We start from the raw sequence: 22,707 nt of genomic DNA, 5'->3' as shown, positions 1-22,707 counted from the left end.
ATGCTTTCTTTCAGAGGGGCCATATTATTAGCGGGGGCATTTTCTATAAGTACCACGTTAATGGCACAGCAACATCTTTATGAGTATGTAGATCCAATGATAGGATCGGAAGGACTTGGCCGCGTATTCATTGGTCCTTCCTGTCCTTTCGGGATGATCAAACCCAGTCCGGATTGCAGCTCCCAGCCCAACAGTGGCTGGTTACCCGCCCCGGTACCTGTTAATGGTTTCGGACAGGTACACGTGAGCGGTACCGGCGGCGGACCAAAGTATGGGAACATTCTTATTATGCCTTTCTCCGGAAATCCGGATAAACTGGATCAGTCTTCTTTACGGGAAAATGAAACAGCTACATTGGGATACTATGGTGTTACTTTGAAAAAGCACGAGATCAAAGCAGAGGTCACTGCTGCGGAAAAAGTAAGCCTTTACCGCTTCACTTATCAGCCGAAAGAAAAGAAATCATTACAGATAGATGCTGGTTTCTTTTTAGGAGAACAGCCGGTTCCTGATGCCAGGGAAGCGCAACAGTTTGTAGGATCTGAAATAGAAGTGGTATCGGATAATGAAGTAAGAGGGTATAGCAGAATAAGAGGAGGATGGAATAACGGCGCGGCATATACTGTTTATTTTGATGCGGTGTTTGATCAGCCGTTGAGCGCATATGTAACCTGGAAAGGAAAGCAGCTTTATCCAGGGAAGAAACTACAATTTGATTCCGGTGAGAAAACAGGTGCGCTGCTTACATTTGGAAATAATAGTGACTCCTTAAAAGTAAAAGTGGGCATTTCTTTTATCAGCTCTTTAAAAGCAAAAGAGAATATCACTACGGAAATTCCTCACTGGAGCTTTGAACAGGTATTACAGCAAACCCGGCAAAAATGGGAAGATCTGTTAGGGCGTATCGTAATTGATCCTGCTTCAACCATCGAACAAAAGAAGTTGTTCTACACAGCATTGTACCATACCATGCTGATGCCTGTGGACAGAACAAATGAAAACCCTTTATGGATCAGTGATCAGCCTTACTACGATGATTTCTATGCCATATGGGATACTTACCGTTCCTCCAATCCTTTAATCACTTTAATATCTCCCAAAAGAGAAGTAGAGATTGTAAATGCGCTGCTGAATATCTATAAACATGACGGCTATATGCCGGATTCACGCAGTGGTAATTATAATGGTCGCACTCAGGGAGGTTCAAATGCAGAGGTATTGATTGCCGATGCTTTTGTAAAAGGATTAAAAGGCATTGATTATACACAGGGATTGAATGCCATGTTGCAGGATGCGAATGTTCCTCCCGGAGGTAATGAGGAAAAAGAAGGCCGTGGCGGGCTTACAGATTACAACCGCCTGGGTTATGTATCTTATAGTTTTGCGAGATCCGGTAACCGTACTCTTGACTATGCGTATAATGACTATTGTATTGCTGTGGTGGCCAAAGGATTGAACAAGCCAGCGATCTATGACCGTTTTATCAAACAATCGGGAAACTGGCAAAATCTATGGCGGGATGATTATACAGATCATGGTGCAAAGGGATTCATTATGCCAAAAGATGCATCCGGGAAATGGCTGGATTCTATTCCTTATGGTGAGGCTAAAAACCAGCATCCTACTTTTGTTTATTCCCCATTGAGCAGGGAATTTCCCTGGTATGTATGTCATTGGTGCGCCTTTTTCTATGAAGCTACCTCCTGGGAATATTCGCTGAGTATCCCACACCAGGTACCGGCTATCATCGCCAAATCCGGCGGGGCAGATGCTTTTCGTCGCAGACTGGATACCTTATTTGAGAAACGTTTTTATAATGTGGCGAATGAGCCTTCTTTCCTGACCCCTTGTTTGTATCATTGGATTGGTCATCCGGATCTGAGCAGCCAGAGAATCAGGAAGATCATCAGCAGTAATTATAATACGACACATATAGGATTACCTGGTAATGATGATTCCGGAGCGATGTCTTCCTGGTTAGCGTTTCATATGATGGGATTGTATCCAAATGCGGGACAGTCTTATTATTTACTGAATGCACCGTTATTACAATCTGTTACTTTACATCAGGAGAATGGAAAAGATTTCAGGATCATTGCTAAAAATCTTTCTGATACTAACAGTTATGTGAAGTCGGTTACCTTAAATGGTAAGAAGCTGGAGCAGGCCTGGATAGAACATGCAGATATTGTACAGGGTGGTGAGCTGATCTTTGAAATGGATGCAAAACCTTCCTCATGGGGAACAACAATATTACCTCCTGCTATAAACTAATACACGATGAAAAGAATTATTTATTTACTCATCCTGCAGTTGTTTTTTGTGCAGGCTTATAGTCAGCAGGTAAAACAAGGCACTACTTTTAATTATACTTTTAACCTGCATGGACAAACAGTGCCCATTGAATTTTCGGTGTTACGTTTTACAGATACATTGACGTTGGGCTGGAAGATCCGTGGCCTTGCAACTGGTACTTATACAATGGTACCAACAGCATTGCAACATGGAGATAAAATGAATTTTATACAACCTGTTGCTGGTGGTGTTATTCAGCTTGGGGAACATGAAACATTCTTTTTGATCTCGACTGATGCTTTCGGGAAGCTGGTAAAGGATCACCAGTTTATGTATGACAATACTGTGTATGATTTTAAAGATGATAGTTTGATAGCCGGTCAGAAGGTATTGCATGTTACGGCAAAAGATGAAACTACAGAATGGTGGATTCTCAATGATCCGGGTTTTCCTTTGGTATGTAAGATCCAGGGAAGTCCGTTTGGAATTAATTGTTTGCTGAATAGTGTAAAGTAATAGTTTTAATGTACTGAGGATTGATTAATCGATCCTCAGTACATTAAAAATTATTTTTTAAATAGAACTCCCGCATAATATAGCCCTTTCCTGTTGCCCCCATCAGATATCAAACCTTTTCTATTCCATCCCACTGAGAAATAATCGCATCTAGATACTATATATTAGCGATATATAACCCAAAATGAAAAACCATGCATATCCGTTCATCAATGGCATTTATTGCTGTACTCTTTCTTTTCGCCTGTAATAAACATGGTGACAATAATCTGATCAGCGCTACAAAACAAAAAGATTTTAGCGGGATACAACGTGCATTGAATAGCGGTACTAACATTGATACAAAAGATGAAGAAGGTAATACACCTCTGATATGGGCTGTGAGTATGGGTTTTCCGGATGTGGCAAAGTTTCTTATAGACCATAAAGCCCAGGTAGATGTAACAAATAAATTGGGAGAAACGGCTTTAGCGATTGCTTCTTTCAGAGGATATGATGAGATTGCTGTGTTATTGATCAAACATAATGCAAACGTAAATACAGTGAACAGGGATAAAGTAACACCGTTGATGTATAGTTCCAGTCGTGGAGATGAGACAATAGTGAAATTGTTGCTGGATAAAAATGCCGTTGTGAATGTAGCAAGTAAAGAAGGATTAACACCACTGGCATATGCTTCGTTAAATGATCATTTAGAAATAGTTCAACTGTTGGTGGAGCATCATGCCGATGTGAATGTTAAAACCCACGACGATGAAACGATCCTGATGAGCCTTGCTGCACGTGGAAATGTAAGGGTCGCAAAGTATCTGATTGAAAAAGGAGCAATGGTAAATGATAAGAGCAAATACTGTGATACCGCCTTGATGGCCGCCTGCCGGAGCAGAGAGATAGAGATGATTAAATTACTGCTGGCGAATAATGCAGATTATAACATAACAGATGATAATGGGAGAACTGCGTTGGAGAATGCAATTGAATGGAAGCAGGATGAGATAGCCGCTTTGTTGAGAGCCGCAGGTGCAAAATCATAATTAAGAGGCTGTACTTCTGGTACAACCTCCTAATGCTATGACAGATTGCTGATGCTTCCTATTACAGATCGCTGAGTCCGGCACCATTTCCAGAACCGGTAAGTCCGCTATATTTAATCACACCTTTCGCATTACCATTTCTTGTAAAGCCCCATCCTGGTTTGTTATTACTTGCAGAACAGCTGGTTATTGTATGTGCAACGCTCAATCCTGAGCTACCCAGTTTGAAACCATTCCCATCGCCATTAGCGCCAATTCCATTGCTGTTGGCAGTTGAACCTGTTATTTTCACAGGGTATTGTTGTCCGTACAGATCAAAGCCATCATCTGCATTTGAGGTAGCAGTACATCCATTGAACTGGTTTCCTGAACCGCCGGATAATTTGCAGGCAAAACCATCTGCATTTTCACCTGCATTCTGAGAGTCGTTGTTGCCGGAAGATGTGCAATTATTGACACTTACATTGTAAGCCCCATTGTACACCTGGATGCCGGTATCTTTATTGCCCGTGGTTTTTACGTTGTTCACGTAGTTGTTTCCACCGGTCTGGAATACCAGTCCGCAGTCAGGTGCATTTTTGATGGTCATATTGGTAATGTTCCAGTAGCTGCCATTTACTTTCACACCCCAGTCGGCGGAGGTAATACCGGAGCAATCAAGTGTACCGCCGGTGAAGTTGATCTTGGCACTGGAAGTACCACTCTTGAGGCATTGCAAAGTGCTTGTTAATTTAATTGTACCGCTGATTGTAATGATATCACCGGGAGCTGCAGCTGCGATAGCAGCTTTTAATGCAGATTCAGTAGTGACCGTTACGCTAACAGCAGCAACATTTACAAGTGCGGCTGTTGTAAGGGGGCGTTCTGTTAATTCAGGAGCAAGCTGAGTGTTTTTTCCGCAGCTGGAAAGTACTACAGCCAACAGCATGATCGCTAGTGGAGTTTTCATAACATTTGGAATTTTACGTGGATTAAACAAAAATTGAGTTGTATCGGGATCAAAGGTCAAGGATAAATAAGCAGAAGTTAATAGTATGGACAGAATTTATTTATGCAATCGATGCCGGCAACGATTGCGTGTGCTATATTGGAATAGTTAGGACAGGAAACGCCTGACGGATTATCTCCATCAGGCGTTTGTTGGTTAGTTTTTGATCACTTTCTTTGTAGTCAATGTGCCATTATGTATTAGTTTTAACACATATAAACCGGCTGGGATGTTGCTTGCAGAGAATGACCTTGTATAGTTACCTGCTGCCAGGTTTTCCTTTAGTACAACGTTGATCGGTTTGCCACTTACATCGTATACTGCCAAAGTAGTAAAGCCCGCATCTTTCAATGTGAAAGCAATTGTAGCATTACTATTAAACGGTGTAGGATATACGCTGAGTTTTTGTGTTGTTAATTTCTCAAGCGTAGTAATTGCCGTTGTTGTTTTAGCAGCAGCTGTAGTAGTGGTTACTACTAATTGCGGCGCATTATTTCCAGTCTCCTTAGAGTTCCACACTAACCTTGGCGTACTGATAGCATTATCAATCAACGCAAGGGAGATAGCGGAACGGCCAGCAGCTATTTCGCTTTTCACATAAGCAGTAATGTCCCAGTTATAATAACGGGGAATAGAATCTGTGACTGTCACAGTGCTTAATGCAGTTGTAGCGGCGGCGGGTTTATTATTCCAGGTAAGTCCTGCTTCTGTCCACGTAGTATTAGAAACAGAATATACACCGATAGGAATGTTGGTCGATCTCAGATCTTCCAGTTTACCATATACTTTTAAAACCACGCTGGAGATAGTTCCACTTATGCTGCTCAGATCAAATCCAATGTAAGCCTGTCTGTCATAACCGGTAGGAGTCGCTGTATTCAGTTTGGTTGCCAACACTAACGGATCTGTAGTTCCATAAGTTATATCAGCATAATCACCATTTCTTACATACGCATCTTTTAACGCAGTTAAGGTAGTTTGTGAGGAAGTGGAATTTGTTTTTATTTTCACTTCAGTAATGCTGTTCCATGCATTCACACTGTTGCCGTGTCCCACGATCTTCACATATTTAGCTGTAGTAGCTGTAAATGTAAAGCTTTCCAATGCTGTAGATGTACCACTGCTTTGTAATCCGGAAGCAACGGTAGTCCAGGAAGAACCGTCTGTGCTGGTTTGTATGTCGAACAGTGCACGTCTTGTATCTCCACTGTAGAAAGCGATATCAACACCCGTTACAGTAGATGCAGTACCAAGACAGAATTGAATATACTGACCATCACCCGAAGCGGACCAACGGGTAGTAAAGTCATTATCCAGAACATTCGTAGCCACGTTACCATCATCGCTGCTGGCAGTTGCAGGGTCGCATGCAGGAGTCACGACTGTCGTATCAGGTTTCCACCAGTTACCGGAAATAAACAGCTGGCATAACAAGCTGTAGCTATCGCTGTAATAACCGGATTTTTTTGTTTTGAGGAAAGTCCATCCGCTGTTAAGGAAAGCCTGGTTATTTGCGTTCACAACAGAAGCAGCCACAAAGGGAGCAACGAATACTGCTTCCGGATCTGAACCGGAAATTGTGCCGTTCAATTGGTAGCCATCTTTGATGCTGGAAGGATTACCGCCACTTTTAGTGATGATCCAGGAAGCTATCTTGTTAGAAATCGTATATGCGCTGGACGATTGATATAATGCGTAATCCATTACCACTCGTAAAGGAACGCGGCAGGCATTATAATTATACTCGTTTGTTTGCGGACCTTCATCGATGAAATTCTGAGGAGCTGGCTCCGGAGGATTTTTCACCACGAAATCGGAGATCAGACCGGTAGATGGAGAGTAGGTAGCGCTGAACTGGTTGTAAACACTGTATAAGTTATTGATAAGTGAAGTCCAGGAAGCATCGCCAGTTTCCTGAGCGAACGCGCGCATGTGGCTCAGCATCCAGTCGGACGGGCGGGTGTTTAATGCGCTTTTGGTGTCCCAGTCGCCCAGGTTGAGGCGGTTGGTAGAGGTCACATTTGCCACTTTAAGGCCGTTTGTGATCATCTTTTTAGCTTCAGCAAGGTAATTGATTGTTCCATTGGAACCCCATTGGTAATGAGCCAGAATGAGCGAATAGGCAATATCCATATCACCATCGGTAGCAGAATCAAAATGCCCTTGTGCGCCGGAAGCATCAGCAACAACCCAGCCCATCAGGTTTGTGTTGATAGAGCTGTGATAGGCACGGGCTGTTTTGTACAATCCGTCGAAGATAGTTTTAGCATTCGCATCATAACCTGCCATGAGAGCAGTGATGACCATACCGTAGCCATGTCCTTCGGAAGTACCCAACGGCGTATAGCCTTCATCATCACCACTGATTTCTCCTCTTACATAATAACCACCTGGCAAGCTAGCCAGGTGGTTATTAAGATAAGTAGCTTTCCAGTAGGTGTAATAACTCGCCACGCTGGCATTCATTTCTGCCTGTGTTACATTGTTGGGCTTGATACAATTTGGGTAAGTAATGGCTTGTGGGAAGGGCTTGTTCTGAGCCGGCACAAGATTACTGACGGCGCATAGGGCACCTGTTGCCAATAAGGCGTAAAACTTGTTCATAATGGTTCTATTTTAAGGGTAAGGTTTCTCTACTAATACAAATGATATGGTTCCCGGTTATAGGTTTTCAATCAATTGTAAAATACTAATTAATCTAATATTATTGAACATTTTTATGAATACTTTTTAACCATTATTTTTTGGCATAAACATATTGGCATAATAAGTGTTTCTATAGATATAAAGGTATTATTATGGATATAATCATTCAATCCCTGGGCTTTAAAGCCAGTAATTCTATAGAGAGTTTTATTACAGAAAAACTCAAGACAGTTAAGAGCGATAGAATAGTAAGAGCAAATGTAATATTGTTTAAAGGTGCTGATTCGGATCCCCAAAATAACTTTTGTGAAATCCGCCTCGAAATTCCGGGACATGATCTGTTCGTAAAGAAAAATAGTCCCTGGTTCGAAACATCTGTAAATGAATGTGTGGATGTTTTGAAACAACAGGTAAATAAAAATAAAGAGAAACAGGTGCATAATCAGCAAGCCGATGTGGTGAAGATCCAGGATGCGATGATTGCAGAGAATCCAGATGATAAAGATGTAGATCTGGAAGATGTAGTGAAATAATTATTTTGATAAAAAAGCCTCCTGGTAGGAAAACTGCCAGGAGGCTTTTTTGTTATTTGAAATGTAGGGTATTATTTTTCTTATCGTAGAAGCAATCAATGTTAGCCACTGTTTTCATGTTGTTTTACGAAACCATACTACCAATATAGTTTCTCATACTGCTATAATGATGTGGAAGCAAAAACTTAACATTGAGGTGGTATTAGAATAATTGTAAAATTTAACATGACTGTTGCAGTAGTTCAGTCAATTTAAGGATCTTTAGTAACCTTCTCATTCCACAAATAATTTACACAATGAAATTTAAAATTGCGGATATTCCCGGTGAGTCATTAAAACTAAACGACGTTATCCCTTTAAATTATTGCCGTTTTATCAGTGAGTTTGCGAAACCTCAGTTGCTCACTTCAAGTTTTATTGATATCATGTATCACGAACGTTATATGAAAGGATGTACTCTGAGAAACATCGTTTTTTATGTAAAAAAGCCTGTAACATTATTAACTTCGGTTAGTAAGACGAGGGGTGTTATTGATTGTATGTTATCTGGTAACATAGAATTTCAGTTAAATGGTCAGGAACGAATTTCTTTCAATGAAGGGGAGTATAGTGTTTATCTGATGAACACAGATATGCATACGATATACCTGCAACCTGGTACTTATGAACTTCAACGTTGCGAATATTCGATGGAAATCATTAAAAGACTGGAAGAAGAAACATCACAAACACAACATTGGCTGGATAAGTATGAATCCGGAACATCCGCCTTTTTCAATAAGGGACTTATCTGGGATGAATTAGATGCCCTCCAAAAGGAACTTAAGCATACTCCTGTTATATCCCCTTTACGGGAAGAACTGTTCTATTTAAGATTACGTGAACTCCTGGTATTAACATTCGAACATGAAACGTTAGTCATTCAAAATCAATAAACTCCGCTTATCAAAATTACTGCTGCTTCATCCAGCTTTGCTGATAGTTGAATAGGGGATTTCGTATTTTTCGCCCGGAAAGCGTTCTTCCTCAGTATATGTCTCAATCAATATCATTGCCCGGCAAACCGGAGAATACCAAACTATTAGGATTAGATCACCTCAGAACATTTGCAATAACTTTCGTTATCCTATTCCACTATAGGATCTTTAAACATCCGGAATGGATGGATCAGGCATTCGCTTTTGGATGGACGGGCGTTGATCTCTTTTTTGTACTCAGCGGATATTTAATCTCTGCACAATTATTCAGCAAGATCGCACAGGGGAAAGGCATTTCCTTAAAAGAGTTCTTTCTTAAAAGATTCTTCAGGATAATTCCGGCTTACCTGGTTGTGGTGGCACTTTACTTTTGTATTCCGGTATTCAGAGAACGGGAAGCGCTACCTCCGTTATGGAAGTTCCTGACATTCACACAGAACCTGGGATTGAATCTCAAAACGACCGGTACATTCTCACATGCCTGGTCTCTCTGTATAGAAGAACAGTTTTATTTATTACTGCCTTTGATTATAACAGCGTTGCTCTATTTTAAAGTGGGACGCAAATCTGCATGGCTGATCATTGCATTGTTTATTACAGGATTTGTGCTGAGGTACATCAGTTGGGTGAAACTGGTAGTACCATTCCTGGAGGCAGACGATTCCTGGGTAGCCTGGTACAGAGCGATCTATTATCCTACTTATAACCGGTTAGACGGGCTTTTGGTAGGTGTAAGTATCGCTGGGGTATTCCAGTTCTGGCCGGCAATCAGGGAAAGAGTTACCAGGTATGGGAATGTTATATTGATTATAGGATTGTTGTTGCTGGCAGGAGCATACTTCTTATGTGAGGATCCCGGATCTTTTAACGCTACCATTTTTGGATTTCCTTTAGTCGCGATCGCTTATGGTGCAATTGTGATGGCCGCGATCAGCCCGTCATGTGTTCTTTACCGGCTTAATTCAAGGATTTCATCGCGCATAGCTATTTTATCGTATTCCATTTACCTGAGTCATAAAGGAGTGATCCATTTAACTCAACTGCTGTGCAGCAAATGGGGAATAGCAGAGAAGGGACATGTGATGTTTTTTATTTGCATGATTACTACAATATTAGGAGCATTAGTGATGAGATATGCAGTTGAAAAACCATTTCTACATATCAGGGACTATATTTTATACAAGAAAACGACAAGTAATATTGTTAAACCTGTCGCATTCTTAAACGTTGATCTCATTAATAAAAGTTAATTTCATTGAAGGAATCATTGTACTCCCAGATACTTATAATTTACAGGTCGCCCGGTAGTGGAATTTTAAAAACTCTTAAATACTAATTTGGAGTATCTCCATTGTGCATCTTATTTCCCCATATGAAAAAGGTCTTACTATTCATATCATTGCTGTTCAGCCTGCATTCCCTGTGGGCGCAAACGACCTATAAGGTTTCAGGAGTGATAAAGGATAGTACCGGTCAGCAAATGATTGGGGCAAATATATTACTCATCGCAGGGAAGGATACTTTACATACCGCCAGTAATGAAGCAGGGATATTCAACTTCCCTAAGGTAAAACAAACCATTTTCACATTGCGCATTACCGTTATGGGATATAACCCCTGGTACAGGGAATTCTCCTATAAGGAGGCGGGTGAGGCTATCGATCTTCCATCAATCACTATGACAATGAGGACGAACAACCTGAATGAGGTGATCATTAAGGGAAAGGCGTCGGCTATGATCATGAAAGAGGATACCATTGAATATAGGGCAGATGGGTATAAGTTAAGGCCCAATTCAGTTGTGGAAGACTTGCTAAAGAGATTGCCGGGAATGGAAGTGGACCAGGATGGAAACATCACATCTTTAGGCAAGAAGATCACCAAAATCAGAATCAATGGGAAAGATTTTATGGTGAATGATATCAAAACCCTGACGCGCCTGTTACCTGTAGATTTAATCGATAAACTACAACTGATCGATGATTATGGAGATATGGCAAGGGCTACCGGCAGGAAAACCGGGGAACCTCAGCATATCCTTAATATACAAACCAAGTCGGACCTGAGTAAGGTTTACCAGGGGAAGGCAATAGCTGGTGCGGGTAACGATGGGAGGCATAACCTGGGTGTTATGACGAACTACTTCAGCGAGCAGCAACAATTCTCTTTAATAGGCAATAGTAACAACACGAGTTCTCAGACGGGAAAAGTGACCAACTCTGCAGGGAATGTTAATTACCGGAATAACATCAGTAAAGCATTTACTATAAACACTGGCTTTGGTATCGGACATAGTAAAAGTAGCCAGCTGTCTTCCAGCACTGTGCAGACCGTTACCAGTGAGGGCACACTTTTTAGTGCGAATAGCAATAATAGCAGTAACAGCAGCGATAATTATAGTTTCAATGGGGGAGCGGAATATAGGCCGGATGTAAATACAATGGGCAATCTGAACCTGAGCATAAATTCTGGTTCATCTATCGGTAATAATATTCTTTCAGCTAATCAAACGGGATTTCAGCATAAAGACCAACTTACTTCTAATTATGTAACTAGTAGTTCGCCTAATATTGGAGCTAGTATTTTTGCAACGCACCGGTTTAAAGGATTGGGGAGAGTTGTATCATTAAATTTCTCTGTTAATAATTCAGATAACAAAAGTAACCAGGATAGCTACGATAGCTTACGCTATTATAAAACAGATAATACAGTGTTGAAGGATTCTCTTTTACACCAGCTGTTATATAAAACGAATAATAACCTTAACACAAATTCACAATTCTCTTATATAGAACCATTAGATTCTACTTCCAGCCTGGAATTAAAATATGTGATCAATACCACCCAAACATCAAACAAGCTGGAAACAGAGTGGATAAATCCGGCAGGGAAGAAAACATTCATGGATTCGCTAAGCAACCAGTATGCTTATACAATGATCCAGCAGCAGATCGAACTTAATTACCGGAGGAATAAGGGGAAGCTGGATTACACATTGGGCGCACGTTTGCAGCCTTCCCTGTTGCGTAGTAGTATCATATCCGGTCAACGGGCAATAAAACGCAGTACGCCATTAGTGCCAGTATTTACTGCACAATACAAGTTGCCACATAGGGGATTCTTTATGCTAACATATATGGGTAATGTAGGGTTTCCCAGCTACCAGCAATTATTACCTGTAACGGATCTCACTAATGCACAATTCCCCGTAATAGGGAATCCTGATTTGCGTACTTCCTTCACTCATAGCTCTGCGCTGAGTTACCGTTCCGGCGGACAAAACGCTTTATTCCTGTCTCTTTCGGGCAGTTATATAAAAGATAACATTGTTTCAAATGTAGTATTAGTAAAAGACAGCTTTAATACTGTGAAGCAGGAAACACGCTTTCTGAATGCGGATGGTGCTTATAATGTTGGATTAAATTATGGATGGTCAAGAAGGTTCAATGACGGGAAGTATAACATTCATCTGAATGGGAATGGCTCTTACAACAATAATATATTATTTCTGGATAACGTGCAGAAAGCCGCACAGAACCTTACACTGTCTCAATCCATAAGAGGAAGTATGCTGCTGCAATGGCTGGAATTGACGGGAAACATAAGGTATTCTTATAACAGGAATGTATATGCGCAAACAGAGAGTAGTGTTACGAATCTCACTACCTGGGCTTTCAATATGAATGGAAAGATATATTTCCTGAAGAGCTTTTCGCTATATACAGAAGTAAGAAAGCAACTAAACTCAGGGTATAGGGGAGGGACAGGTACAGATCCAATGATGGTGAATAGTACATTGGAGAAGACTTTCTTCAAACGTAAGCTTACCTGCCGTTTGCAGGGATATAACCTGTTGGATGAAGGCATAAGTTTATCACAATCTGTGTCTGGAAATACTGTTACGGAAAGTAGAAATCAACTGGCTGGAAGGTATTTCATTCTTTCTTTGCAATGTGATCTGAAATTATTTAAAAGCAGGTAGTAATTACCTGCTTTTAAATAATCTTATTTCTGCAATACCATCACTTCATTCATAATAAATGTATTCCCGGCATCCGTCACAATATTATATACTGGTTGTAATCCTCCAGCAGACTCAGTTTTGTTAACTACGATGTAAGTCCGGAATGTTTTAGTGTTTTCATCCATACATAACAACTCATCTCCCGTTACTACTTCACCTATCTGCTTTTTGCCAGTCACCGTCTGTACAGGATGATTGGGTGTTGCCTTTAACACTTTCCCTGAAAGGGTTACCATATGTATATTGGCAGCATCTTTTTCAACCGCATTCATAACTAACAACTGGGTAATCGCATAGTTCTTAGGAGTATGTACCACTAATTCTTTTACGCTGACAATACTCGTTTGATGTGTTACAGCATCAAGAGTGGTAATCTTATCGCCTGTTACAATGTTACGCAACGTCTTTTGTGAGCCGTCCGCAAGTGTTACCAGCTGATCTCCCGGAAAACAAATATCAGTACCATATGTACCGGATTCTGTTTTTAGATCCTTTCCACCATTAATAGCTTTATAGAGCTGGAAGCTAAACTCTTTTGATAATACATAGGAGAGTTTAAGCACAAAGTTCTTTTCTTCTTTGTCAATAGCATGAATATCTTCAAAATATTTTTCCCAGATGCTTGCATTACTATTGAAGAGTGGCATAACAGCAGTAAATAATTTACCCTTTTCATTAGTATAGAAGATCACAGTACCAATGTCCAGCATGCTATCCTTTGCCACTAACCGGTACAGATCAATACGCTTTTTAAGATTATCATCACCGGTTATCACGTAAGGCTTCCTCATTTCATAACGGTCCAGTATATATGCATTGCTGAACTTTACATAAGTATCCTTGTCGAGATCTTTTACGGTGAAGGTCTTTGCTTTTTCATATTCTTCCAGTCGCAAAGGCCGTGTTTGTGCCCATAACTGGCAGGCGATGCAGGCAAAGAGAAGTGATAAAATATATTTTTTCATGATACTGATTAAGATAATTCTTTAAAGGCGGCAGCAAAAGCTTCCATTTCATCCATACGACCGATACTGATACGGCACCATTCGGCATTATTCAATTTCCAGTGACGCAGCCCTACTCCACGTTTCATCATTTCATCTGTGAACCTGACACCATCCATTTTTAAAGGGAACATCACAAAGTTCGTATTGGATGGGATGTAACTGTATCCTTCTGCTTTTAATACATCATACAGGTATTGTTTGCTTTTCACCATTTTCTGCAAAGCATCCTGCATATAGGTTTTATCCTGATAACTTGCCAGTGCTGCAGCAATAGCCGGTGCTGATAATGAGAACAGACCCGTAGCCGCATAATTACCCAGCAGGGAAATCATTTCTGGCTGCGCTATTACATAACCAACACGCATACCTGCAAGCCCGTATAATTTGGAGAAGGTACGTGCTACGATAATATTCTGTCCTTTTTTTGCATTTCCTATTAGTGTTGTCGATTGCGGATCGGGGAGATAATCGATGTAAGCCTCATCTACAAATACAGTCACTTTCTTAGACACTCTTTCACAGAATGATTTCAGTTTCTCTGCGTCTACGATAGTACCGGTAGGATTATTCGGATTACAGATATATACAAGTTTTGTATCTGCATTGATGGCCTTCTCCATTGCATCGAGGTCATGTTTATATTCCGCGGTGAGCGGTACTTTAATCCATGTAGCATTGATATGTTCGCAACGGGTAGGCAAATCATCGTAAGTAGGATCGGCAGTTACCACATTGCCACCTTTGGACAATAATGCCAGTGCGGCTCCCAGTAGCAGGGGAGAAGAGCCTGAACCAGTCATTATCATTTTAGGATCGAGTCCTTCGAAGGCACAGATCTTTTCCTCTAATTCTTTCACTTGTGTCAGCTGATACTGGTAGCTGGTGCCCATGCTATCTGTCATTGCCTGTTTGGCCTTTGCAGAAGGACCAAAAGGATTCTCATTGGCGAATAATCTTGCCTTTAAATCAGGAGGCATCCCTGCCGCAAAAGTCATATCACTGACTGTGTTACTGCTGAGCACCGGTTTTGCAGCTGCCTGTAAACGGCTGATTGCCGGGGGTAACATCGTGATTCCTCCTGTGAGGAGAGCGGTGTTCTTTAACCAGTTACGTCTGTTCATAGCGGTTTAGTTTATTTGGTTGGTGGATAGGCAATACGTTGTTCTGTCATTCGGCCATGCACATCTGCCACTGTTCTTCTTGCTGATTCAAAAGCGCCAGCCATCCAGGCATTCAGATAAGTGGTATGTTCTCCCGCAAAATATACTTGTTTGTCGGGCTCCAGGAGGCTTTTATACAAGGTTTGCCGGGTAGCGGTTGTGTATAATCCCCAGCCACCCATGCTATACTTAGTTTTGTGCCAGCTCACAGAAAACGACTTCTCAAATTCCTGTTTGTATTGCGGGTGGATGAGACTGCCTTTTTCCAGTGCCAGCTGTTCCCTTTGCTGATGTGTAAGATTCCCTGTATGCCTGGCTTTATCATTAAAGTTGTAATACCCCAGCAGGATTCCTTTTTTGCTGAGGTAGTCATAAGAAGGATAGAAGATCTGTGTCAGTTCATTATTGGTATGGGTGATGCCTCCATAGATCTGCTCATCTTCCTCCCAGAATCTTCTTTTAAATTGTAATCCTATTTTACCAGTGGCGATATAAGGAACATAATCAATTGCCCTGCTTACATCCGAAGAGAAGTTATGCTGAATGTTACTCAATACCGGCAAGGGTAGCGTGCAGATACAAAGGTCTGCTATTATTTCCTGTTCACCTTTGGGATCTTTGTAGGTAATTTTCACACCCTGCTCCTGGTTGTATATAGCAGTTACTTCACAGTTGAAGCGAATATTGGGCACCTTTTTTTCCAGGGCCAGGGCAATTTGGTCCATCCCGCCAATTGCCTGGAACATAGTCATTTGCAATTCGTAGGTGTATTCTGCCACATTATAAAAATCGGGATCTGCCAGTCCGGAGGCAATGATATCTGCCAGTCTGTGTGGATCCGCAATTTTCCCTGGTTTATCTCCAGCCCCGGGAGATTCTGTGTACCCTCTTCTATCGGACGCTTTGTAGAGTTTATCAATATCCAGTCCGCCTTCTGCCCGCAAGTATTCAAGAATTTTTTGGGTATCTTCTGTTGTAAGGGCAGTATCTACTTTTTTCTGGTCGATGGCTTTGGCCAGTAATTCAGTAGTATAGCCCCTAAGATCATTATGTATTTCCCGGGAGCGGATCTTCTTATTCGAAAGAGGTCCCTTTCCCTCGCTGAAATAGTAAGAAGCTTCATTTACATTATTATATACCTGGATGGGAACGTTCAGTTCCCGGCAATAATGTAATGTAAGCTCATGGTGATGGGGGATCCGGGAAGGGCCTGCATTGAAGTATTGTCCTTCGTCGAAAGCCGCAGTTTGCGGAGCGATATCCGTTTCCTCTTGTACGGCACCTTTCCTGATACTCCAGCATCGCCCTCCCGCCCTGTTTCTGGCCTCCAGGATGGTACATTGGTATCCCAGCTTAGTAAGTTCATAAGCAGAGGCAAGCCCTGCCAGTCCTGCGCCTAAAATGATGATATGCTTGCCTTTGCCACTTCCTTTTAGTGCAAAAGCGTGAGCGGGGGCTTCTTTTAGCATGCCTAAAGCCAGCATGGCGGGATATGCAGCAGCTATCTTCCCCGTTTTGGTTAAGAAATCTCTCCTGGAAATGGACATTTGGTTGATTTGAATAACTTCCTTTGAAGTAAAATATGAAATATTGGGGATTGTTTGAAGGGAATTTTGCTGAGCGGCGAATTTAGATGTCTGTTGCATGCCGGTTTCGGGTATAAGGAAATCTCAGTAACTTGCCATTATGAAAATGAGTAAATATCTGCAGGAAGGGAAGTCTGAAAATTACCAGGATGCGGAAGATAAGCAGTTATTGAAAGCAGGGGAAGTTGCGGCGTTATTAACTAAGAAATTTAAGATCAAAATAACAGCATTGGAGTTGCAGCCTTTTGCCACTGAATGGCATCATGGCGGTGTTTTTAAAAGCACCACAGGGCAATCCTTGAAAGGTAAACGTGTATTCTTTTTCAAACCTGCTGATATAGAGAAAGTTTCGCTGGAGAAAATATTGCACAACCGTGAGAAGGCAGCTGCACCAAAGCCTCCTCCGGATAATAGTATTGTACAGGGCTGGTATGTACAGTTCTTTAAAATGACAGATCCTGTGAGTCGAAGGGTGTTTTCAAAACCATTTGTGGGTATTTACAAAGGACCGAAGTCTAAAGCACCTAAAGGTTTTCATGCATTAGGAGATGAGGCTTTTGCAGTGGCAGAGAAACAAAGAGGAAGGGAATTGAAACCAGGGGAGCAATGTAAGTTTTAAGTTAAAAGCGAATAACTGGTTGGGTATTAAAAAAGAATAGGGAGAAAATTGAGCCTGAGCCAATTTTCTCCCTATTTTATATTCTTAAAAGTTGAACTTAATAAATCGGGTTATCTCATCACTCTTTCACCAACCTTAACGTTTCACTCTTCCCTTCATTCTCAACCTTAATAAAATACACTCCATTCGCTAGTCCATTCGTATCAAATGTCAGTTGATTATTTCCTGCTGGATATACTTTATTTATTAATGTTCTCACCAGGTTGCCATTCGTACTAAAGATCCTGATGATAACCCTGTCTTGTTGTTTATTGAAAAATGCAATGGATGAAAGGCTCGACGTTGGATTCGGATAAACGCGTGTTAATACTGGCTCAAAATCATTTTTAGCTGCTAATCTTGCAGATGAACAAACTCCTGCTGAAGGAGTAGTTCCAGTTACCTCCATCCAGTCTATATTAGCAAATTCTTTTGCTTCAGTAGTTTCGATGCGGACAATATTATTTCCCGCAACAAGATTCGCGGTTATAGAACTTGTTGTTGTCCAGGTGGTCCATGAACTTGTAACAGGGAAGGATACACTGCTTACCACGGTACTACCATTAACAATTAATCTGGCTACGGTTGATACGCTGCTGCCGCCGTTTGCATATCTCCATTTAAAAGAGTAGGTGCCAGCAGCAGGTACATTCACTGCGTAATTAACTCCTTTAGCCGCTGAATTAGATAAATTGATATAATAACCGCCATCTGCACCGGTATAGCTATTCTGACGGCTGCCATCTGCACTGCAATAGCCACTGCCAGCATCGTCAATATGTAAAGTGTTTCCGCCGGTAGAGGTGCCGGTAAATGTTGCCGTCACGGAAATGTTGGATGTTACAGTAACTGTTGCAGTCGTAGAAGTCCCACTCGCCGCGCCGCTCCAGCTTGTAAATGTATAGCCGCTGGCGGGAGAGGCGGTTAAGGTTACCACCGTGCCGGAAGTATAAGAGGATGCAGAAGGGCTGGCGGTAATTGTTCCTCCTGCAGCAGGGGAAGCTGTTAATGTTAAAGTATATGTTCCGGGATTGGATGTACTGCCGGACTCGCGGGCTCCTAAGTCTGGTGCAGAACCAATATACGTGATACCGGTAGAAGTAACACCTGCATTGATCATGTCACTGCCGCTGGCGAGTGCAAGGAAGTTTCCCAGGTTCGGACTACCATCGGAATTCTTTGCTACGGAAGCCGTTAGTGAAACAAAATCCGCACTGCTCACAACTAGAGATCCGGAGTTTGTACTTACATTGTTTTTCCACCAAACGTTAGTGGTACCCACATCGGTGCCGTTACTTTTATCGCTTGAACCAGCATTAAAAGACAGGTTGTTTTTAAAGGTAGCGGTGCTGCCTTCGCGAAAATTAAAGTTCGATTCTGCGTTGTTGTAACTTGTATTGTTGGTCACTTCTATATTACCGGGATTGTTGTTATCCGTAAAGCCATGATGTCCGTTTCCGAAGGCAACACAGCGACGTACAATATGATTGACTGCAATACCGGAGCCTCCTAATTTAAATCCATTCTTATCACCATTGCCGGAAGTGCTACCTGAACTTAACTGTCCGTTATTATAGGATACGCATCCGTCTAATGTAACCGGACCGATAGCTCCCGTTTCGGTTTTAGCATAGAAATCCCAGCCATCGTCAATATTATTATGAGAAATACAGCCCCGGAATACATTCCCGGTACCACAGGTTAATTTGGCTGCAAAACCATCTGCATCTTCATTATCAGGATCCTGGTTGTCGAATGCCTCACAATTTAATATGAGGTTGTTAGCCGGCCACTGACTGATAGCCGTGTTTGTTGTTTTATACCGGCTGAGTTGAAGACCACTGTCATGATTTCCGCTGAAAATACATTTCTCAATAGTGTTGTTATTACCTGATAACAGCATTCCGTTATCACCGGCACCTAGAATGGTGACGCCGGTAACATGCCAGTAATCTCCATCAAGTACAAAACCCCGGTTGGCATCTGCAATTGCCTGTCCGGAGAAGTTGAGCACTGGTACTTCGCTGCCATAAGCAAAAATGTTCTTATTAGCAGATGATGTACCATTGTTCGTGTCTGCAATTATAACGGAAACGGAAAATGCGTATGTACCGCCGCGTAGATAAATAGTACCACCAGCCGGTATAGTTGCAATCGCATTTACCAATGTGGTAGGCGCATTAATGGAAGTACCGGGGTTGGACGATGATCCGCTGGGGGAAACATATAATGGGGTTTGGGCATAGGCTATACCTCCAAAGACAAGGCATAGCATCATGAGTAGATGCTTTTTCATAATCGGGGAATTTTTTATTTGAATTTACATGATTTGAGCCTCTGCCAGTAAGGAATTTACGCAATCGTTCCCGATTTAATTTGGACAAATATGGCAGATTACAGAACATTTTTCGATGGTAATGGTGACATTACTATTTTCGATTTTTATTTCTGTGGTAATGGATGGCTAGCGCTGAATATTGCGTAATCATGAAAAGATGGTATAATTATTATCAACTGCCCAAAGTAAATTAATACATTTATGGAAGTAACTGACGTTTCCTATGAACAAATGCCTGATTGTATTGATGTTCTTAGTATTATCCTGTAATGATTCGGATGAAGAAAACAGGCAGCAGCCCTCAAATGTGAATGCCATCGCTGTACGGGCCATTATAGCGGACACGAGCCTTATGACAATGCCATCACCTCCACAGATAGCAGAGAGAATTCCCGACACCCTGCGTGTAGAAGGTGATTTTAATGGAGACCATATTGTGGATGTTGCTTATGCAGTTTTGTACCGGGAAAAGCGATATGTGGTCCGTTTCTCTTCAGATAGTATCAGATCGTTGCCTCTTTCTGAAGGGCGAATCCGATTGGTAAATGAAGAGGATCTTAATAACGACGGGAGAGATGATCTGAGTATTTTCCAGGAATCTGCGAAAGGAGGAGCTTATAAGGTAAGTACCTGGTCTTATATGAATGGTAAATGGAAACGTATCACAAGAACATGGGTATTGCCTTACTTCTGTGATTACATAAGCGATAAAGAATTAAAGGATAGAATAGTGATAGAAGATGGCACTGTTTATTATTATGATACTGATATGAAGGACGAGAATTTCTCTCTTGTAAAGAAAGAAATGTTGTTGCGATAATTATTTGTTCCTGCCGGTTTCTCCCGGATATAATTCATTTACAGGATCGCTTTGCCAGAATTCCTTTGAATCAATATCCAATGCGGATACCTTGCCATAGAAGGCTGCACCTGTATCAATATTCCACACATTACAGGCATTCATTGGCGTTTCCACGTTATAGTTGGTAGTTGGCGTATGACCGATGTAAATCTCCTTAAATAATAATAATCTTTTAGGATAGATGCGTTCATCTTTTTTGATGTGTTTATTCATGGCAATAGCCATCTCCCAAAGAGTTCTGTCCCAGTAAAGGGTAATCTCGAACCGTTCTCTTACCGGGCCGCCCATAGAGGTAAAACCTGCATGAACAAATAAGCGTTGCTCTTCGTCAATATAATATAATTTCATCCGATTGAGGAAGTCGATGTGCCGGGCTTTTAGTGTTGAAGAAGTATTGGCGTAGCTGTTAACCGTTTGTTGCCCCCCATTTGCCAGCCATACCGGGTCCGGAGTTTCTCCCATGAGCCAGGATTCACACCAGGCATCATGATTTCCCTTAATAAAGATACAAGGCCTTTGTTGTTGCAGCTCCAGGACGTAGTCTATCAATTGAGCAGATTCAGACCATCCATCAACATAATCGCCCAGGAAGATTAGTGAATCATCAGGTTGCAACTGTATTCTCTCGATCACCTGTTTCACTGCTCTCAGCGCGCCATGCATATCACCAATTACGAAGGTCCGGGCCATTTATCTATATATTTTGGTCTGCAAGTTAATAATCAACTTGTCAATAGTAGTTTTTTTTGCCAAAAGATTCAGCCATTCAGCTGGAATAGTCTCCCATCCATAAAGCAGACCTGCTATCCCACCGGTCACTGCAGCGGTTGTGTCCGTATCAGAAATCGATGTATTGAGGAGATACCTGATCCGTGAGCCATACGCCATTATCTGAGAGGTAGAACAGAATACCATCTCTATGCATTTGCCCGCTTTTAATATTAAGAATCACTGGAGATCCGCGCCGGCTGCCTACTTTTTCAGCTGTTTGTCTGTCATGACTCAGATGCAGATGCTGGCGGCTCATCTTTTGTAATCCTTCTTTTTGAATACTTGCCAGGAACTTCGCCACTGTACCATGATACAGGAATTCAGGCGGTTGTTGTGGCTGAAGATCCAGGTTGATGTCAATGGAGTGCCCCTGACTGGCCCTTATTCTGGTATGATCTGCATTGAAGGCAAAACGTTGTTTATCGTTGGTTTCAACCACCTCTTCCAGTTCCTCAGATGTAAAGCGGAGGGAGGATTTTTGAATAAGTTCGTCAACATCTGCCCATCCGTTCGGGTCTAATTGTAAATGAATAGTTTCCGGGCTATGCCGTAGGATAAGGCTCAAAAATTTGCTGATATTCTTCTTATGTTTTTCGTCCATTGTATTAATTGATATTAAGCTGGAAAGCATTTTTTGGCAGCTTCTTATTAAACTTATAGAGATCTGGATGCCGGTTTTGCAGTCCTTCTCTTTTTTTGCCTGTATTAATAATATATTGTGAGTCCAGGATTTTCCGTCTGAAGTTGCGCCTGTCTATCGAAATATCAAGAATGCATTCATACAGTTCATGCAGTTCCGGCATAGTGAACAGGTCGTCCAACAGTTCAAATCCTACAGGGAAGTAGAGGATTTTTGAGCGTAAACGCTGGAGTGCCTGAGTGAAAATGGTTTTGTGATCAAATCCCAGAGCTGGCATTTCGTGTATGTTAAACCACTTCACATCATTTGCCATACTACCGGCTGTAATGGCAAAATTCTTCGGATTGATCAGTGCATAATGAGCAACGGCGATTACCCTTCCGCGTGGATCCCTATCCGGTTCATCGAATGAATAAAGTTGTTCCAGGTATACATCATCCATTCCCAGTTTCGTTTTTAATACCCTGGCGCAGGTATCTTTAAAACGTTCTTCCATTTGTAAAAATGCTCCCGGCAGAGTCCAGGTATCTTTAAACGGCGCTTCATTTCTGTTCAGGAGCAATACTGATAATGTATGCTGCTGATAACCAAACACTACAAGGTCTATCGCAAGTGAGGGATTCTGATAACTATGAAACGGTTTCATGCTTGTTTGTGTTGATTTGACACAAA

General features: G+C 41.6%; 19 protein-coding genes. 9 read left to right on the top strand and 10 right to left on the bottom strand.

Features of this window, described 5'->3' with window-relative positions:
* The 3 genes from BM176_RS05225 (at position 1) to BM176_RS05215 (ending at position 3,845) form a co-directional block, all read left to right on the top strand.
* On the top strand, positions 1 to 2,274 hold the full coding sequence (locus BM176_RS05225) for a GH92 family glycosyl hydrolase (protein ID WP_090100296.1): 2,274 nt from the start codon (positions 1 to 3) through the stop codon (positions 2,272 to 2,274).
* A 6-nt stretch (positions 2,275 to 2,280) separates the two neighbouring features.
* Positions 2,281 to 2,811, top strand: coding sequence for a hypothetical protein (locus BM176_RS05220; protein WP_090100294.1), 531 nt, complete (start codon positions 2,281 to 2,283; stop codon positions 2,809 to 2,811).
* 194 nt (positions 2,812 to 3,005) lie between these two features.
* Entirely contained in the window at positions 3,006 to 3,845 is an 840-nt protein-coding gene (locus BM176_RS05215) for an ankyrin repeat domain-containing protein (RefSeq protein ID WP_090100293.1), read from the top strand.
* A 61-nt stretch (positions 3,846 to 3,906) separates the two neighbouring features.
* Here BM176_RS05215 and BM176_RS05210 read toward each other — a convergent pair whose 3' ends face one another.
* Positions 3,907 to 4,794 (bottom strand): right-handed parallel beta-helix repeat-containing protein, encoded by an 888-nt coding sequence (locus tag BM176_RS05210; protein WP_090100291.1) that lies wholly within the window; start codon positions 4,792 to 4,794, stop codon positions 3,907 to 3,909.
* Between the two features lie 195 nt (positions 4,795 to 4,989).
* The gene (locus BM176_RS05205) at positions 4,990 to 7,437 is read right to left on the bottom strand and encodes a glycosyl hydrolase family 8 (RefSeq protein ID WP_090100290.1); all 2,448 of its coding nucleotides are present in this window, start codon (positions 7,435 to 7,437) and stop codon (positions 4,990 to 4,992) included.
* 194 nt (positions 7,438 to 7,631) lie between these two features.
* On the opposite strand from BM176_RS05205, the gene BM176_RS05200 reads away from it, so the two are divergent.
* From BM176_RS05200 to BM176_RS05185, 4 genes are all read left to right on the top strand, one after another.
* Positions 7,632 to 8,012: an HPF/RaiA family ribosome-associated protein gene (locus BM176_RS05200; protein WP_090100288.1), complete on the top strand. Its 381-nt coding sequence runs from the start codon at positions 7,632 to 7,634 to the stop codon at positions 8,010 to 8,012.
* Positions 8,013 to 8,308: 296 nt separating this feature from the next.
* Positions 8,309 to 8,947 carry a hypothetical protein gene (locus tag BM176_RS05195; protein ID WP_090100286.1) on the top strand — a complete coding sequence of 213 codons (639 nt, stop codon included), beginning with the start codon at positions 8,309 to 8,311 and terminating at the stop codon, positions 8,945 to 8,947.
* Positions 8,948 to 9,045: 98 nt separating this feature from the next.
* Positions 9,046 to 10,239 (top strand): acyltransferase family protein, encoded by a 1,194-nt coding sequence (locus BM176_RS05190; protein WP_090100284.1) that lies wholly within the window; start codon positions 9,046 to 9,048, stop codon positions 10,237 to 10,239.
* 122 nt (positions 10,240 to 10,361) lie between these two features.
* Positions 10,362 to 12,971, top strand: coding sequence for an outer membrane beta-barrel protein (locus tag BM176_RS05185; RefSeq protein WP_090100282.1), 2,610 nt, complete (start codon positions 10,362 to 10,364; stop codon positions 12,969 to 12,971).
* Positions 12,972 to 12,994: 23 nt separating this feature from the next.
* On the opposite strand, the gene BM176_RS05180 is transcribed toward BM176_RS05185, so the two are convergent.
* Genes BM176_RS05180 through BM176_RS05170 form a run of 3 tightly spaced genes read right to left on the bottom strand, consistent with a single transcriptional unit; the run spans position 12,995 to position 16,727 of the window.
* Positions 12,995 to 13,978, bottom strand: a complete 984-nt coding sequence (locus tag BM176_RS05180; protein WP_090100280.1) for a Hint domain-containing protein — start codon at positions 13,976 to 13,978, stop codon at positions 12,995 to 12,997.
* 8 nt (positions 13,979 to 13,986) lie between these two features.
* Positions 13,987 to 15,141, bottom strand: coding sequence for a pyridoxal phosphate-dependent aminotransferase (locus tag BM176_RS05175; protein ID WP_090100278.1), 1,155 nt, complete (start codon positions 15,139 to 15,141; stop codon positions 13,987 to 13,989).
* Between the two features lie 11 nt (positions 15,142 to 15,152).
* On the bottom strand, positions 15,153 to 16,727 hold the full coding sequence (locus BM176_RS05170) for a flavin monoamine oxidase family protein (protein ID WP_177230301.1): 1,575 nt from the start codon (positions 16,725 to 16,727) through the stop codon (positions 15,153 to 15,155).
* Between the two features lie 139 nt (positions 16,728 to 16,866).
* On the opposite strand from BM176_RS05170, the gene BM176_RS05165 reads away from it, so the two are divergent.
* Entirely contained in the window at positions 16,867 to 17,385 is a 519-nt protein-coding gene (locus tag BM176_RS05165; protein WP_143097715.1) for a hypothetical protein, read from the top strand.
* 118 nt (positions 17,386 to 17,503) lie between these two features.
* On the opposite strand, the gene BM176_RS05160 is transcribed toward BM176_RS05165, so the two are convergent.
* Positions 17,504 to 19,720 carry an InlB B-repeat-containing protein gene (locus tag BM176_RS05160; RefSeq protein WP_090100274.1) on the bottom strand — a complete coding sequence of 739 codons (2,217 nt, stop codon included), beginning with the start codon at positions 19,718 to 19,720 and terminating at the stop codon, positions 17,504 to 17,506.
* Positions 19,721 to 19,985: 265 nt separating this feature from the next.
* Between BM176_RS05160 and BM176_RS05155 the strand changes: the two genes are divergently transcribed.
* On the top strand, positions 19,986 to 20,582 hold the full coding sequence (locus BM176_RS05155) for a hypothetical protein (RefSeq protein WP_090100272.1): 597 nt from the start codon (positions 19,986 to 19,988) through the stop codon (positions 20,580 to 20,582).
* On the opposite strand, the gene BM176_RS05150 is transcribed toward BM176_RS05155, so the two are convergent.
* Genes BM176_RS05150 through BM176_RS05135 form a run of 4 tightly spaced genes read right to left on the bottom strand, consistent with a single transcriptional unit; the run spans position 20,583 to position 22,681 of the window.
* Entirely contained in the window at positions 20,583 to 21,314 is a 732-nt protein-coding gene (locus BM176_RS05150; RefSeq protein WP_090100270.1) for a metallophosphoesterase family protein, read from the bottom strand.
* Entirely contained in the window at positions 21,315 to 21,512 is a 198-nt protein-coding gene (locus BM176_RS05145) for an ADP-ribosylglycohydrolase family protein (protein ID WP_090100258.1), read from the bottom strand.
* Positions 21,463 to 21,996 carry an RNA 2'-phosphotransferase gene (locus tag BM176_RS05140; protein WP_090100256.1) on the bottom strand — a complete coding sequence of 178 codons (534 nt, stop codon included), beginning with the start codon at positions 21,994 to 21,996 and terminating at the stop codon, positions 21,463 to 21,465. The genes BM176_RS05145 and BM176_RS05140 overlap by 50 nt, the downstream gene beginning before the upstream one ends.
* Positions 21,997 to 22,000: 4 nt before the next feature.
* Positions 22,001 to 22,681: an NUDIX hydrolase gene (locus BM176_RS05135; RefSeq protein ID WP_090100254.1), complete on the bottom strand. Its 681-nt coding sequence runs from the start codon at positions 22,679 to 22,681 to the stop codon at positions 22,001 to 22,003.
* Positions 22,682 to 22,707 lie beyond the last annotated feature (26 nt).

The organism is Chitinophaga sp. CF118 (genome assembly GCF_900112615.1).
Lineage (GTDB): Bacteria > Bacteroidota > Bacteroidia > Chitinophagales > Chitinophagaceae > Chitinophaga.
Note: the sequence above shows the minus strand (reverse complement) of the source record. Positions and strands in the feature narration are given on the sequence as shown.